At 66.7% G+C, this 14,154-nt stretch carries 14 protein-coding genes and 2 pseudogenes; 6 read left to right on the top strand and 10 right to left on the bottom strand.

Going from position 1 to position 14,154, the window contains the following annotated elements:
* Positions 1–221: 221 nt before the first annotated feature.
* On the bottom strand, positions 222–803 hold the full coding sequence (locus ACF07B_RS03335) for a TMEM165/GDT1 family protein (protein ID WP_369482845.1): 582 nt from the start codon (positions 801–803) through the stop codon (positions 222–224).
* Between the two features lie 483 nt (positions 804–1,286).
* Here ACF07B_RS03335 and ACF07B_RS03330 point away from each other — a divergent pair, with 483 nt between their 5' ends.
* The 3 genes and pseudogenes from ACF07B_RS03330 (at position 1,287) to ACF07B_RS03320 (ending at position 3,196) form a co-directional block, all read left to right on the top strand.
* Positions 1,287–1,931: an HNH endonuclease family protein gene (locus ACF07B_RS03330; protein ID WP_392177574.1), complete on the top strand. Its 645-nt coding sequence runs from the start codon at positions 1,287–1,289 to the stop codon at positions 1,929–1,931.
* A gap of 156 nt (positions 1,932–2,087) precedes the next feature.
* Positions 2,088–2,723: pseudogene (locus ACF07B_RS03325) on the top strand (alkaline phosphatase family protein); the annotation flags it as partial.
* A gap of 194 nt (positions 2,724–2,917) precedes the next feature.
* On the top strand, positions 2,918–3,196 hold the full coding sequence (locus ACF07B_RS03320) for a hypothetical protein (RefSeq protein ID WP_392177573.1): 279 nt from the start codon (positions 2,918–2,920) through the stop codon (positions 3,194–3,196).
* Positions 3,197–3,232: 36 nt separating this feature from the next.
* Here the strand turns inward: ACF07B_RS03320 and ACF07B_RS03315 are convergent, their stop codons facing one another.
* Together ACF07B_RS03315 and ACF07B_RS03310 are read right to left on the bottom strand one after the other, a co-directional pair.
* Positions 3,233–3,463 carry a hypothetical protein gene (locus ACF07B_RS03315; RefSeq protein WP_392177572.1) on the bottom strand — a complete coding sequence of 77 codons (231 nt, stop codon included), beginning with the start codon at positions 3,461–3,463 and terminating at the stop codon, positions 3,233–3,235.
* Positions 3,460–3,660 carry a hypothetical protein gene (locus ACF07B_RS03310; RefSeq protein WP_392177571.1) on the bottom strand — a complete coding sequence of 67 codons (201 nt, stop codon included), beginning with the start codon at positions 3,658–3,660 and terminating at the stop codon, positions 3,460–3,462. The genes ACF07B_RS03315 and ACF07B_RS03310 overlap by 4 nt, the downstream gene beginning before the upstream one ends.
* A 75-nt stretch (positions 3,661–3,735) precedes the next feature.
* Here ACF07B_RS03310 and ACF07B_RS03305 point away from each other — a divergent pair, with 75 nt between their 5' ends.
* Positions 3,736–4,953, top strand: coding sequence for a helix-turn-helix transcriptional regulator (locus ACF07B_RS03305; RefSeq protein ID WP_392177570.1), 1,218 nt, complete (start codon positions 3,736–3,738; stop codon positions 4,951–4,953).
* Between the two features lie 344 nt (positions 4,954–5,297).
* Here the strand turns inward: ACF07B_RS03305 and ACF07B_RS03300 are convergent, their stop codons facing one another.
* The 6 genes from ACF07B_RS03300 to ACF07B_RS03275 form a co-directional block, all read right to left on the bottom strand.
* Positions 5,298–5,792 (bottom strand): transfer protein spdA, encoded by a 495-nt coding sequence (locus ACF07B_RS03300; RefSeq protein ID WP_392177569.1) that lies wholly within the window; start codon positions 5,790–5,792, stop codon positions 5,298–5,300.
* A gap of 506 nt (positions 5,793–6,298) precedes the next feature.
* Positions 6,299–6,655 (bottom strand): hypothetical protein, encoded by a 357-nt coding sequence (locus tag ACF07B_RS03295; protein ID WP_392177568.1) that lies wholly within the window; start codon positions 6,653–6,655, stop codon positions 6,299–6,301.
* A 572-nt stretch (positions 6,656–7,227) separates the two neighbouring features.
* Positions 7,228–8,010: a hypothetical protein gene (locus tag ACF07B_RS03290; protein ID WP_392177567.1), complete on the bottom strand. Its 783-nt coding sequence runs from the start codon at positions 8,008–8,010 to the stop codon at positions 7,228–7,230.
* Between the two features lie 49 nt (positions 8,011–8,059).
* Positions 8,060–8,317, bottom strand: coding sequence for a hypothetical protein (locus ACF07B_RS03285; RefSeq protein ID WP_392177566.1), 258 nt, complete (start codon positions 8,315–8,317; stop codon positions 8,060–8,062).
* Positions 8,314–8,601: a hypothetical protein gene (locus ACF07B_RS03280; RefSeq protein ID WP_392177565.1), complete on the bottom strand. Its 288-nt coding sequence runs from the start codon at positions 8,599–8,601 to the stop codon at positions 8,314–8,316. Before ACF07B_RS03280 ends, ACF07B_RS03285 begins: the two co-directional genes overlap by 4 nt.
* Positions 8,602–10,012: 1,411 nt before the next feature.
* Positions 10,013–11,575 (bottom strand): recombinase family protein, encoded by a 1,563-nt coding sequence (locus tag ACF07B_RS03275; protein ID WP_392177564.1) that lies wholly within the window; start codon positions 11,573–11,575, stop codon positions 10,013–10,015.
* A 115-nt stretch (positions 11,576–11,690) separates the two neighbouring features.
* Between ACF07B_RS03275 and ACF07B_RS03270 the strand changes: the two are divergent.
* Positions 11,691–12,734, top strand: a pseudogene (locus ACF07B_RS03270) (alkaline phosphatase family protein); the annotation flags it as partial.
* A 200-nt stretch (positions 12,735–12,934) separates the two neighbouring features.
* The gene (locus ACF07B_RS03265; RefSeq protein WP_369482848.1) at positions 12,935–13,564 is read left to right on the top strand and encodes a DedA family protein; all 630 of its coding nucleotides are present in this window, start codon (positions 12,935–12,937) and stop codon (positions 13,562–13,564) included.
* Positions 13,565–13,774: 210 nt separating this feature from the next.
* Here ACF07B_RS03265 and ACF07B_RS03260 read toward each other — a convergent pair whose 3' ends face one another.
* Complete coding sequence (locus ACF07B_RS03260; RefSeq protein WP_362407569.1) at positions 13,775–14,005, bottom strand: DUF2277 domain-containing protein; 231 nt, start codon at positions 14,003–14,005, stop codon at positions 13,775–13,777.
* Positions 14,006–14,154 lie beyond the last annotated feature (149 nt).

Raw genomic sequence — 14,154 nt, 5'->3', positions numbered from 1 at the left:
GCCACCACAACGCACCCGCACCCGGGATCCGACGCGAGGGGCCGTGCCGGTACATCGATGCCCGTCGCCACCGACGCCCACCCCTCACCCAACAGCGACGGGCTGATGCACCGGCACGGCCCCGACCCACAACACACCCGGCACCGACCGACACCCGCAGACGCCGACGCCGACGCCGACGCAAGCGAACCAACACCCGCGAACGCCAGCGCAGCGAACCCTCAGGCAGCCACAGCCTCGTACAAGCTCCAAGCCCCCAGCCCCAGCATGAGCACAGCCGCCACCTTGGTGATCAACGACAACGGCACCCGCTTCATCAGCGCCTTGCCGCCCACGATCCCCAGCCCCGCGACGGCCCACAGCCCCAGCACGGCGCCGAGCCCCACCGACAGCGGGTCGTCGTACCGCGCGGCGAGGTTGGCCGTCATGATCTGCGTGAGGTCGCCGAACTCGGCGACCAGGATGAGCATGAAGCCCGCCCCGGACACCTTCCAGAAGCTCTGGTTCGCCGGCTTGCGGACCTCGTCCTCGTCCTCGTCCTTCTTCATCAGCAGCACCGCGGCACCGCCGAGGAAGAGCACACCGGTGACGGCGTGCACGATCTGCTGCGGCAGCAGCGTCAGCACACTGCCCGCCGCGACCGCGAGGGCCACATGGACGGCGAACGCGGCGGCGACACCGACGAAGACGTACGAGGCGCGATAGCGCGTGCCGAGGACGAGGCCGGCGAGCGCGGTCTTGTCCGGCAGCTCGGCAAGGAAGACGACACCGAAAACGAGTGCCATCACGCTGAAGCTGATCAAAATTCCTCAATCGGTCGGGCTGCCCCGCCGAGAGGGTTGCGATGACGCTTGCTGTGACTGCGCGACAACCTCGGCACGGCAGCACACAGCAACGCCCGCGCCGGGAGGCACGGGCACCAGCGCCCACGCCGGAAAGGCCCGGCAGGGCAAGTGCACTGCTTGCCGAAGGTCTCGCTGGCCGGCCTCGTGATCGAGACCTGCCTCCGGGCGCCGGCTCAGACGAGCTGAGCAGTATGTCGACGGTCCGGCGAAGAGCTACTCCCCTTCTGCGCCGTCCATAGTACGCGACCCGCGCGGCGGCCCCACAGGGCCGAAAGTCCCCCGGGCCCAAACACCCTCACACCGGAGAAAGTTCTGTCATGAACCTTGTTATGTCATGCACGCGTCATTATTTTCTAACCGCGCACTTACCTCACGGCAACACGACGCCGCGAGCATTCGTTCGCCCGTACTCCAACACCCCCACACCACAAGGGAGTTCGCATGCCAAAGGTCTACGCGCGTCGACGGCTGAGCATACTCGCAGGCATCACCGGTCTGATAGCCATGGCCGGCCTTTTCAACGGCCCGGCCGCTTCCGCCGCTCTCCCCACCCCGGTCAGCGCGGCCACCGCCCGCACCTACCTCGCGTCCCTCACCGTCGCGACGGAGAGCCGCACCGGCTACAGCCGTGATCTGTTCCCCACCTGGATCACGATCAGCGGCACCTGCAACACCCGTGAGTACATCCTCAAGCGCGACGGCTCCGGCGTCACCACCGACTCCGCCTGTGTGGCCACCAGCGGCAGCTGGTACTCCGTCTACGACGGCGCCACCTGGACCGCCGCCTCCGACGTCGACATCGACCACCTCGTACCGCTCGCCGAGGCATGGGACTCCGGCGCCGGCGCCTGGACCACCGCCCAGCGCCAGGCCTTCGCCAACGACGTGACGCGCCCCCAGCTCCTCGCCGTCACGGACAACGTCAACCAGTCCAAGGGCGACCAGGACCCGGCCACGTGGATGCCCTCGCGCACCGCGTACGCCTGCACCTACGTCCGCGCCTGGGTCCAGGTGAAGTACTACTACAACCTGAAGGTCGACTCCGCCGAGAAGACCAAGCTGAGCTCGGTCCTGGCCGGCTGCTGACCCGCACCCCGACCCGCGCCCTCGGCGCAGACCGGCGGCCGTAGGCCGCCGGGGTTCCGGACACCGTCCCCCCACGGTGTTCCCACGGTCTCCGGAACCTCCCCACGGGCCTCCGTCGTTCCGTACCGTACGGGGCGACGGAGGAGGGGGATCACCATGGCCGAGCTGCTTCTGGGACCGCTGCTGAGGTATGTGGACGGCTCGTCGGCGACCTTCTGGGTCGAGGCGAGCCGTCCGTGCACCGCCGAGGTGCGCTGCGCGGACGGCACCCGCGGACAGGCCCGCACCTTCCAGGTCGCGGGCCATCACTACGCGCTCGTACCGGTGAGCGGACTGGCACCGGGCACGACCACCCCGTACGAGATCCTGCTGGACGGCACGCCCGTGTGGCCGCTGCCCGACTCACGCTTTCCCCCCTCGGTCGTCCGCACCCCCGAGGGCGACGACGCCGTCGTCCGTGTCACCTTCGGTTCCTGCCGCTGGGCCTCACCGCCGGCGGACGAGAAGGACCCCGTGGGACCCGATGCCCTGGACACCCTCGCCGCCCGGATCGCCTCGGCTCCGGACGCCGAACGCCCGGACGTGCTCCTGCTGTTGGGCGACCAGGTGTACGCGGACGAGGTCTCCAGGGCGACCCGCGCGTGGATCGCGGCCCGAAGGGGCCTCGCGGACCCCCCGGGCCATCAGGTCGCGGACTACGAGGAGTACACCCGCCTCTACTACGAATCCTGGCTCGACCCCGAGATCCGCTGGCTGCTGTCGACCGTGCCGAGCTGCATGATCTTCGACGATCCGAAAGCTGCGAACTCCCAGTTCTAGCACAAACGGCCTGGTCAGCGGGCCGAAACAGCAGCAAGAGGAACGCCCGGCACCCCCGAATCAGCACGCCAGCGGACGCGCCTGCGCCCGTAGCCTGAACGGGTCACATAAGCGCCCCGGCGGGAAGGCTTCCGCACCGGGGCTTACCGACTGGGTTGGGAGTCGGCATGGCTGAGCTGATCGCCGAGCAGCAGCGCATTACCGATCGCACGGAAGATCACGTCATCAACGCAGCTCGCAACGATGCCGCTTACGCGCTGGCCAAAGCAGCGCAACCGGAAGCCTCGCGCGCCGACCTTTACCTACTGGTGCGGAAGTTGGCCGATGCCGTGGACGACGTTTCCAGGGTGGCCGAGCTGCGCGGTGAACGACTGACCGAACCGGCATACGCCACTGCTGCGCGAGCTCTTGAAGAGGCCTTGCGCGGGGCGCTTCGCCAACTCTGAATATGTGACCGCCGTGGTCCCTCAGCGGACCGGCGCCTATTCCTCGCGGGTCACGCGCGCATGGTCGGTCACGGCACGGCGGAACAGATCATGTGTGGGGTTCCGGCCGGTATGCCGCAGGCACCAATCCTGCGCAGCATCCTGCGTGTCCTGCGGGCCGGAATCCTCGGCGCAGTTCGACGCAACGCAGGCCGCTTCGAATACCCAGCCACCCTCAGGCACGTGGCGGATTGAGTGCCTGACGTACCGCAGGATTGCGCGGGTCATGAACCCTCCCCATGGGCATGCCTGCGAATCTCGATGTTGATGTCGGTCACTCGGGAAAGATCGCCGCGCGCTCTGGCTTCCGTTCGCTGCGTATCCAGGGCCCGGCACACGTCACAACCGGCCGAAGGTTCCGGCTCCGGTACCAACATCAGCGGCGACACGAACGGCGCTGTCTGGAATCGCTGGGGCTCGCTCATGCCGTCCAGGCTCCGCCCGGAAATGATCAGTGACTAGCGGCCCCGTGTAGGCCAACTGTCGGCCAGAATCGAGCCATGGGCAGTGACATCGGGGCCAACATCAAACGCTTGCGCGAACAGCGCGGGTGGAGTCAGGCACGGCTAGCACATGAGGTCTGTCGGACATCCGGGGTGATCGGCGATCCGGTCGGGCGGCAGGAAGTCAGCCGCTGGGAAACCGGAAAGCGCACCCCTCGCGAATGGCTGCCATTCATCGCGGCCGCTCTAGGCGTGTCCGTGGATGTACTCCGCGCGCCCCTGGCGCCCGCTGAGCCGCCGTTGCCGACCCTGGCCGAGTTCCTGCCCGAAGGTGACCCGCTAAGCCCCGCAGACGGCCGTACAGGGCGTCGAGTTGGCATGGGCCAGGTGGACGACTTGCAGCAGCGGGTGCACGGCCTGCGGCTGGCCGACGACGTCCTAGCCGGGGGTGATCTCATCCGGCCCGCGCTGCGGGAACTCCGCTCCGCCGTGAGGCTCTACCGGGAAGGCAGCCACACGAGCGAGGTAGGCCGCCAACTACTCGTACAGATTGGGGAGTTGGCACAGATCGCCGGATGGATCGCGAGCGATGCCGGACAGCACAGCGAGGCAGAGCGCATTTACCGGCTGGGAATCAGCGCAGCGAGGCAGGCCGAGGATCACACCCTGGCCGGGAACGTCGCCGGATCGCTGGCCTACCAACTCAGCAACACGGGTCGGGAATCCGAAGGTCTGACACTCGCCCAAGCAGCCCTGAATGACGCTGGCAACGACGCTCCGCCAAAGGCCCGCGCGCTCTATCTCGATCGGGTCGCCTGGGCTCACACGAAACTCGGCGGAGTCGACAACGGGCAGCAGGCAATGCGTGCCCTGGGGGAAGCCGGGCAAGCACTCAGCGAGGACGGCGCCGGAATCGCATCGCCCGCATACCTGTACTGGGTCGACGCTGGCGAACTGCGCGTCATGGAATCCCGCGTGTACACAGAGCTGCACCGGCCCTTGCGCGCCGTGCCATTGCTCCGTGATGTCCTCGGCGGGTACAACGCGACGCATTCACGGGAAGTCGCCCTGTATCTCTCCTGGTTGGTCGTCGCTCTCGCGGATGCCAATGAGCCTGAGGAAGCAGCCGCAGTAGCCGAACGGGTTATCTCGCTGGCATCCGACATTCCATCGGAACGGACGGCCGAACGGGTGCGCGTGATACTCCGTCGCTTGCAAGACTTCGCCGACGTGCCGGAAGTCGCATCCCTACTCGCCGAACATCAGGCGGCTTAGCGCTAGCGCATGCCATCGCAATCTCTCTCGGGCACAACGTTGCAGGTCAACGCCCATGTGGGGCTCAGCCGGCGAGGGTCACCATATACGGAAGCTAACGAAATCCAGAACGCAGCAAAGCCCCGATCCTGGAAATTTCCAGGATCGGGGCTCTTGCTACTCGGTTTCGGCGAACTCGGTAACGCGCTCATCAGACTCAGCGAGGGCATGCGGTTGCAACTCAGGACCGGCACTCAGAATGCGGCGGCGCGCACGCTGGACCAACGACACATCGAGTGGCGGAAACGTCCACAGTGGCGCGCTCAATTCCTCGGCGGACAGGCTCAGGTAATGCTCTAGATCACTCATGCATCACCGGCCAGCGCAAGGTACCGGCGTCCGGTCCGTTCGGACACCCGGAAGTGGTCGGCCAACATGCGACCGGTCACGGGTCGGCCATGGTCCGCAGCGAGTGAAGCCATGACCGTGCGCACGTCCTCGGCGCTCGGAGGGGTAACCGGGTCGACGTCCGCCGCGCTGCCGTGGAAGTCGACCCAGAGGTCATCGTCCGGCCAGGTGTCCGGGAGGCTCTCAGCGGCCACAGGAGCGACCGCCAGGGGCGCAGGGTCCCCGGTCACCGGTACGGCCAGGGCGGGCGCCTCAGCGGTCACCGGCCGGTGCATCCGCCAGAGGGTCAGCGGGAACACGGCATGCAGTCCGGCACTGACCCAGGTGTCGACGCTGGCGAGCGGTTCGGCGGTCAGCACTCCGGCCACGTTGGCGGCGACGGACACGAGGACGGCCAGCGCCACATCCCGCCGCATCCGCACTGCCCACACCAAGTAGAGGTCGATAGCCAACGGGACTGCGTACGAGGGGAGTTGGGGCACCTCATGCGTTACGGCCAGGTGTTGTTGAGTGGCGAATGAGATGGACATCGAAGCCAACAGGGCTGCATATCGCGCGCAGTTGGCTACTGAACGACCGTTCAATAGAGACTCCAGGGCATGACAGTGCCCCCGACTCCAGCGATGGGAGTGGGGGCACCTACCAATTTTGGGATGTGATCGCGCTGCGCGCTTAGACCATTTCGCAGTTGCTGCGGTCGACAGGCGTTTCCGTCCCGTCATCCCAAACAATCGCGTGCGTTCCATGCAGCCAACGGGAGCGAGGGACTGGCTTATCCGCTGGCCACGTTCGCCAGTCAAGCCCCAGGTGGAACAAATCCCAGGGCTTCCAGGCTGCACGCCACTTCGCCGTATCGCCGTCCGCCATAGCGGCCAACTTGTCTTCCAGGGATAGCGTGTTCGGCCGTGGAATGAGCCCCGGTTTAGCGGCCCGACCCTTGCGCTGCGCACGCTGCCTGTCAGTCGCCATCCGCGATCCTCACTCCCATTCGAGCGCGGGACGCCGGACTCATGCCCAGCGAATCGGCCAGCGACTTGATCTCACGAATCGTGGCGGCAGTGCCCGACCCGCTGAATAGCTGGGATTCCAGGTGGACGTACGCAGCGACTAGGCCCAGTTCGGGCTCACCCCAAAGCCAGGCAACGGCGCTACTGAATAGCTCCTCCCATCGCTGCTGCTGCGCCTCGCTGAATGCAGATCCAGGGGGAGCGTCTGGCACCGGCAGATCACAGATAACCGGCAGCGTGGTGGAGCTGTCGCCGCCGGACATGGCCTTACGGCGAATTGGCTGCTTCATACCGGGAACACCGGGCATGGGTCCTCCAAAGGTTACGGATTGTGTTCGCGCACTCGGCACGGAAAGTTGATTCTCGGCGTAAATGGGCGAGACACCTCCCCCGCGCTCGATGGTCCCTACCGCCGCCGGGGTCCATCCCCACCCCTGGGCACGCAAAGTGATGACGGAATCGGGTCAGCGATCACATTCGGTTGCCCTGGTCGCGCATGGTTCGTCGGTTAGCCATTGCCCGAGGGCCCGACCAGTCATAAGCGCGCGGACCCAGCGAACCGAGCCCGTCAATGTGGTCGACCACTTCGGCCGAAGATCTCAGCGGGCATGGTGGAAGGCTCAGGGGGTGGCGCCGCATTCTCCGGCCAGACACCATCAGCGAGCACTACCAGGCCCGTGGATAGCCATTGAGCGGCGCTCTCGTCGGGCACGTCGAACTCATCTCCGCCGCTGAGTTGGGAGTCCTGGTAGACCAGCCGACACAACGTTCCGACACGCAGTCTCACGGGTCCACTGTCCTTTCATGGAAGGGGGCCCAGCAGGAATGCCGGGCCCCATATCCAGTAGCTCAGTCGGTGCGCAGATCAGCGGGTCGGCAGTTACTTCCCACTCAGGGTGTGCCGGGTGTACGCCGTGGCAGCCGCACGGGCCCTTCGCAGTTCGGCCAGCGCGAGAGAAGTACGACCGGCGGCACTCCGCTTCGGGTCGGCGCTTTCGGCCGCAGTCTTGAATACCTCGGCGCGAACGCTCGTGAGGATGGCGTCACGCACCTGCGGCTCAATCCCGTTCGCGTCCAGGAAATCCCCGAGGTAGGTCGAGTCAGCGACCAGGGCACCCACACCGTCACCCCGCTGGGCAATGGCCTTGAGTGCGCCAGCGAGCGCCCCGGGGTTACCGAGATGGCGGGCCGTGAGCATGGCCAGGTCGGCGCGAGCAGGCATTGCAGCGTCGGCCGAAAGGCTCGGGCGGGCAGCCTCATACAGCCCAGCCTCGGCAATCTTGATCCGGACATCGGCGCTCGCGAACGACTCGGTCACCTTGTCGGCAGCCGTGCGGATTGCCTCGCTGGCCTTCAGCTCGCGACCTTCCGGGTACATCGTCAGGTCCGCCCGGAATCCCTCCGCCTTCAGGCGAGCCTGCGCCGCTATGCCGATAGGCGAAGTGATGGCCGTAGAGGCTTCGTTGACCAGCTCGCGCACATCCTGCGGCAGATTGGCCGACAGATCAGCAGCGGAACGGAAAGCGGCCTCATAGCCCCGCGCATCGTCCGCCAGTGAAGCAATGGAAGTCGCAACCGGGTCCGGGGCAGACGTACGCGCACTGAAGGTGAGCGGGTCCTTTTCGGTGCCGGTGCCGGTGATCTGCGTGGTGTTCTCGGTCATGGGTGAATCTCCTTGGCAGCAGGTCGAGCGGGTTTGTTTCGGTGATGCGTCAAGCGGTTTGACGCTGGGCATAACGCACGTTGATTGCGCTGGCTAGATCTGCCTGCGCTTGCGTCAATTCGGCGGCACTTCGAACTAGGCGCGTCAGGTGAATGACTGCCTCCATGTCGAGACCGTCGGTATCGGCTGCAATGGCCTCAGCCAGTGCAGTTATGAGCCCTTCCAGGCTGGCCCGAGTACGAGCACTGCTGGGGATTTCCTTGCGCGTCTGCGGCATGTCGGCAGGTGTCGCGGCGGGTAGGTTCATCGAGCATTCCTCCGCATCACGCGGATCTTTCGTTCCAACTCAAGGCCATGCCCTCGTGCACCTGGGGCGAGAGCCACGTCACGGGCGAAGTGCTCCCCGCATTCGGCGCCGCGCACAGATACACCCGCAGCTCGAAGAGCGGTCTTCACGTCACGGAAGCTGAGGCCCCGCTCAATCCCCAGGTTTGCCATCACGGCGCCATAGACCAGCGGAATCGGTACGGAGCTGCCGGGGCGCGGTTCGAGCACTTCGGCCAGCGCCTTAGTGATGGAAGGGTTGATCATGCGGAAGCCTTTCGATCGTTCAGGAAGTCAGGGCGCTGGCACTTGCGGCCGCACAGAAAGCAGAGAAGACAGCGAGCAGGATCACGAGGGCTCCAGATTTGCGAACTGGGAAGCGTGGCAGGAGCGACGCACAGGGCGCTGACCAGCGAGGATGCTCCGGCCGGCTGCGGGTGACCCTTTGCGCGAGCAGCGGGTGAACGTACAAAAGACCCGTAGGCCCAAATCCACTGCTACCTGTCCGCATAACAGGGAGTGGACCTGGGCCTACGGGCCTAGATCATGGGGTGAGCCTCAATACCAGGGATGCGGCCCCAGTAGATGTCTCGGGAACGGCGTCAGTCACGTACCAAAACTGGTAGGTGGTCACCGCGTTGAACGTTGCGCGGATTATCCGTCGCGCCCCGGCATGCCTAGTAGCAGATTCATCACTACCCCCTACGGTTGAACTGCCTTGCTATCCGTACGGCCGATTCACGCTGTCGCTCTTCATGTGCGCGCTGATCATCAGAGACAGCGGACCACGCCCGATCGCGCAGGGGCTTGACCCGCTCGGCTAGTAGGCACCGGTCATAACCACTCTCGCGGTAAGTCCGGTCCATCTGTCGATGATGGCGCAGGCACATTGGCGCGTAATGCGACTCGTCGGCAGACCAGAGTCGACGCGCTTCCAGGTCGAGAACTTCATTTTCGTCGGTGTGCAAGTACGCCCATTGGTCAGCAGTACGGCCACACCATGCGCACGCATGATGCCTTGCTGGGCCGCACCGCCTGGTTAGTCGGACGTGCACTGTGCGATAGCCGGGTCGAGTCACGGATACGTCCCCCTCGCGGGAAAAAAGAGAAAGCCCCTGGCCGGTTGCTCAGCTCGCAGACCCAGACGCCAATCTGACTGCGAGGAACAACCGAACCAGGGGCTCAGTGCAAGGTGGGCTTTCGCCCTGGGTGCTCAGGATTGCGCAGCCTTGAAGGCGTGCGCTGGCGTCTGACTGAGCTAGCGGGCGGGGACGTATCCGCCCTACTCGTTATATGTATCGGGCGACCGGCCCCACCCAGAGGCGGCCGAGTGCAGAAGTGCAGAAACCGGGGTCGTCTCGGTTACTGCTGGGAGCCCCTAGGAGGAACTGAGATGTTCGTCATTTCTACACTTCTACACTTCCTGCTGGTCAGAGGGTTTTTGATCTTGTCTAGCCATTCATCGATCTACACTCCCGCCGATTCGACAGGTCTATACCAATCTCACATGGCGAGACAACGAGACATTCCGTTACCTAGCCGTTATCCGGGCTACGGAAAGGCTGGCGGGTTACCTGCCCGCCTGGGAGCCCCGGCCCTGTACGCCCCGCTGCGGGCATGCGAAAGCCCCTCCCGGCCGAGGGGGCCAAGAGGGGCTGAAAGGCTGCGAGAGAGGCGCCTAGTCGTTCGCTGCCAACTCGTCAGCCATCGCCGTGAACTCGCTCGCCGCTTCCGCATGGAACGGGTCTCGCACGGTGAAGTCGACGCGCCGCTCATCAAGGCTGCGCCAGCCGCCGGGAGTCCCCGACATAACCGCCAGGTGCGCGCCAGCCTCGATCAGCATCTTCCGCCGTCCGGCCGTTTCATCCTTGATCCAACGCTCCGCATACGTCGTGCGGGTGCGGATTTCCTCGGTGCGCGGTTCGATCTTTTCCCTGCTCTCAAGCTCGGCGAGTCGGCTGTCGAGTGCGTCCCGGTGCTGCTCCCAAGACTTCATCGCAGCATTGGACTTGATGCTCTTCCGTTCCGCGCGGTGCGCTTCGTACTCAGCGAGCGTCGCGTCGATTTCCGGCTGAGGGTCGTAACCGGGGATGTTGCGCTTGGTGGTGATCTCCAGGCCGCCGAGGATGTGCAGGAACTCGCGGGTCACGTACTCATCAACCCAGTCAGCGCGAATGTTCATCGGGTGCTCGCAAACCTCGCCCCTGGGAGAAGCACCACACCGATACGTGGGACGCTGACCGGGCTTGCCTTCCTGTCGATTCAGATACATCCGGCCACGGCATGACGAACAGTGGACGATGCCGAACAGAAGCGCATTCGTGTCTCGCCTGACGGGGTTGTCAACGCTGCGCTCATTCAGCAGAGCTTGAACGGCGTCGAACTCAGCGCGAGTCAGGATCGGTTCCCGAGTCGCCATGACCGGGCGCCCCTCGCTATCGCGTACGGGCTTGTCGTCGCTGAGCTTCCATCCGATCAGGGTTTCAGAGCGCAGGATTCGCGTGACCGTTACGGAACTCCACCGCGTGGGCTTCTTCACCTTGCGACCCTTGTACTTCGACCAGTGGTCGGCTGGGGAAAGCACGTCGTCAGCGTTCAGGGCAAGCGCGATGCTGTTTGCAGTCTCGCCCTCCAGGAGCGCCTTAATCATGCGCTCGATGATCTTGACTGTGTTCGGGTCCCGCTCCAGGGTCCAGCCGCCAGCATCCAGCGGAGTGGGCACGTAACCGTACGGCGGACGTGAGCCCCGCCAGCGGAAAGGCATGACCCGCATTGCTGCCTGCGCACCGATCACGCGTTCACGGATTGAGTGCGCTTCCATCTGTGCTGCGAAAGCGAAGAGAGTGACCATGAGCTGTGCCATGGGGTCCAGCGGATTGCGGAAGTCGAGAATCAGGCGCCCGCCCGGACCCTCAGCGAACACGACCATCTTTTTGTGATCGCGTGCCCACTTCGCCAATTCGTGCATGTCGTCCATGGACCGGATGGCACGGTCGAAGCGCCAGAAGAACAGTGCGTCGAACTCGTCGGGACGCTGAAGCCAAGCACCCAATTCCGGGCGCTCAAACGGCGTGGTCTTGCTGGCGCTGACTCCCAGGTCGACGGCCTCGCGGTCGGCCAGGTCGATTCCCAGGGCAGCGGCAGCAACATGGTTCGCCTCGCGCTGGCGCTCGGGGCTGGTGGTCTCGTCGGTCAGCACGGACAGACGGAGGCAGGACACGCCTCGGAGCTGGGTGGGCATGTGGGTGCTGTAACGGGTGAACGGCCTGGTGCTCACGCTGGCCGCGCTCGAACTACCTCTGACCTGCGATTTTGATGCCACGACGGGGGTCTCCCAGAACTGCTAGTCGGGAGCCTTCGGAGACCACGACGTCATCGATGACTGGAACACCAGCGAGTCCTGGCTCGCGGAGATCCGGGCGACCCCGTGGTGGCGCGAGCGGGTGCTCAGCGGTCTCATGTCGTACTGGGTCCACCAGCACCTCGGCAACCTCTCCCCCACCGAGCTCGCCGCGGACCTGCTGTACGCGGCCGTACGCGAGACGCCCGACGGCACGGACGTGCTGCGCGCCTTCGCCGCCCAGGCCGACGCCGACCCGGCCTCGGTCCGCTGGAGCTACCGCCGCGACTTCGGCCGGACCCGTGTCCTGATGCTCGACACCCGCGCGGCCCGCGTCCTGGACGAGAAGCACCGCGCGATGCTCGATCCCGGGGAGGCGGCCTGGCTGCGCGAGCAGGCCCTGGAGGCGCCGGACTCCCGGGACCATCTGCTGATAGGCACGTCACTGCCCTGGCTGCTGCCCCCGCTGATTCATCACGTGGAGACGTGGGACGCCGCTCTGTGCCGGGGCGAGCGGGGCGGGCGCTGGGCACGGTTCGGCGAGCGGCTGCGGCGCGCGGCCGACCTGGAGCACTGGGCGGCGTTCCCGGAGTCGTTCGGGGAGCTGGCGGAGCTGATCGCCGAGGCCGGCTCGGGCGAGCGGGCGCCGGCGACCGTGTGCGTGCTGTCGGGAGACGTGCATCACGCGTACGTCGCCGATCCTGTCTGGGCCGACCCCGCCGAGCAGCCCTCCGCCCGGGTTCTCCAGCTGACCTGCTCCCCCGTCCACAACTCCATCCCGCTCTCCGTACGGCTCGGCTTCCGCTTCGGCTGGAGCCGCCCGGCCCGGCTGCTCGGCACCCTCCTTGCCCGGCACGGCCGTTACGGACGCTCACCGGTCGACTGGCGGAAAACCGGCGGCCCTTGGTTCGGCAATCAGCTCATGACCCTTACCCTGCAAGGCCGTTCGGCCTCCCTGCGCCTCGAACAGGCGCGGCCGGTGCGGGGCGGCGGCGCCGGGCGTCCGGGCCGAGGGGCCCGGCTGACGACGGTGGCGGAGTCCCGGATCACCCCGGAATAGGTGCATTCCTCGCGGTTGCCCGCGCCGTACGGCATACCGGAGCGTGCGGGCGCGTGAACGTGATGTGACCGACACATGCGTCCCCGGAGGATCTTCCGCCCCATCCGCGGCGTACGCTGTATGGCGGTCACAGGCTGCCACGCCACTCCCCCGCGAGTAGCGCCGCGGCCGGGCTTACGGGGGAGTCGGGGGAGAGTTCGGTGCTGGAGAGTGTGGGGTCGCTGACAGGCAGCCCATGGATCTACGCGGTGATCGCCGTGTCCATCGTTCTTGACGTCTTCCTGCCTGTTCTGCCGAGTGGCGTCCTGGTCATCACGGCGGCGACGGCCGCCGCGGGCTCGGCCACGGCGACCGGCGCCGTCCCCCATGCCGTGCCCGACATCCTGGTGCTCACCCTCTGCGCGGCCACGGCCTCGGTCCTCGGCGACCTGGTGGCGTACCGCGTCGGCTGGCGTGGCGGCGACCGTCTGGATCGCGCCATCGCCCGGTCCCGCCGCCTGACCCGAGCGCAGGAACGTCTCGGCGAGGTCCTGGCGCGCGGCGGCGGTGTGCTCGTGGTCGTCGCCCGGTTCGCGCCGGCCGGCCGCTCGGTCGTCTCGCTCGGCGCGGGCGCCGCGCACCGCCGGTTCCGCGAGTTCCTGCCCTGGTCGGTCCTCGCCGGTCTGACGTGGGCCGGTTACAGCGTGGCCCTCGGCTACTTCGGCGGCCAGTGGCTGGGCGCCACCTGGCTCACGACGGCCATCTCGGTCGGGGCGCTGTTCGTCGCGGGGGCGGGTGCGGCCTATCTCGTACGCCGCCCCGCGCTACGGGAGCAGGAAACCAGCGCCTGAGCCACCACGCCGGTCCACACCGGCGCCATGGGCACGCGGGCACAGAGGCACGCCGCCCCCTGTCCCACGGACCCAGGCACACGGGCACACGGGCCCTGGCCACAGGCGCAGACGACCGGCCCGCCCCCGGACACAGGCCCAGGCGTACGGGCGCACCGGCGCGGCCACACGGGCGTCGACGTACGGGCGTGGTTCCGGGCGACGGGTGCGCTAGCCGGCGCGCTGGGCCGTCGCCCCGCGTACCTCCAGGTCCTCCAGCAATTCGGCCGTGGCCGCCGCGACCGCCGCGACGGCGCGGTCGAAGACCTCACGGTTGTGGGCGGCCGGGGCACGGAACCCGGAGACCTTGCGGACGTACTGCAGAGCGGCGGCGTGGATCTCCTCCTCGGTCGCTTCCTCGGGGATCACGGGCGGGCGAAGTGTCTTGATGCTGCGGCACATGAGTCCAGTCTCGCGCGTCCGGCGCCGTCCTGGTCACCGCTCGCGAAAGGCAGCCCGCCGGCGAGGACGCGGCACGGGCGGCGGAGATCTTCGGCGCCGTCCGGGTGGCCTCGCGGTCCGGTTCGCGCAATACCCTCGCGAATGCTTGG

The organism is Streptomyces sp. NPDC015532 (genome assembly GCF_043078065.1).
Lineage (GTDB): Bacteria > Actinomycetota > Actinomycetes > Streptomycetales > Streptomycetaceae > Streptomyces.
Note: the sequence above shows the minus strand (reverse complement) of the source record. Positions and strands in the feature narration are given on the sequence as shown.

Excerpts from the sequence above, each read along its gene's own strand:
- ACF07B_RS03330 (WP_392177574.1), top strand. The coding sequence starts at position 1,287 with ATGCCAAAGGTCTACGCGCGTCGACGGCTGAGCATACTCGCAGGCATC.
- ACF07B_RS03320 (WP_392177573.1), top strand. The coding sequence starts at position 2,918 with ATGGCTGAGCTGATCGCCGAGCAGCAGCGCATTACCGATCGCACGGAA.
- ACF07B_RS03315 (WP_392177572.1), bottom strand. The coding sequence starts at position 3,463 with ATGACCCGCGCAATCCTGCGGTACGTCAGGCACTCAATCCGCCACGTG.
- ACF07B_RS03310 (WP_392177571.1), bottom strand. The coding sequence starts at position 3,660 with ATGAGCGAGCCCCAGCGATTCCAGACAGCGCCGTTCGTGTCGCCGCTG.
- ACF07B_RS03305 (WP_392177570.1), top strand. The coding sequence starts at position 3,736 with ATGGGCAGTGACATCGGGGCCAACATCAAACGCTTGCGCGAACAGCGC.
- ACF07B_RS03295 (WP_392177568.1), bottom strand. The coding sequence starts at position 6,655 with ATGCCCGGTGTTCCCGGTATGAAGCAGCCAATTCGCCGTAAGGCCATG.
- ACF07B_RS03290 (WP_392177567.1), bottom strand. The coding sequence starts at position 8,010 with ATGACCGAGAACACCACGCAGATCACCGGCACCGGCACCGAAAAGGAC.
- ACF07B_RS03285 (WP_392177566.1), bottom strand. The coding sequence starts at position 8,317 with ATGAACCTACCCGCCGCGACACCTGCCGACATGCCGCAGACGCGCAAG.
- ACF07B_RS03280 (WP_392177565.1), bottom strand. The coding sequence starts at position 8,601 with ATGATCAACCCTTCCATCACTAAGGCGCTGGCCGAAGTGCTCGAACCG.
- ACF07B_RS03275 (WP_392177564.1), bottom strand. The coding sequence starts at position 11,575 with ATGCCCACCCAGCTCCGAGGCGTGTCCTGCCTCCGTCTGTCCGTGCTG.
- ACF07B_RS03260 (WP_362407569.1), bottom strand. The coding sequence starts at position 14,005 with ATGTGCCGCAGCATCAAGACACTTCGCCCGCCCGTGATCCCCGAGGAA.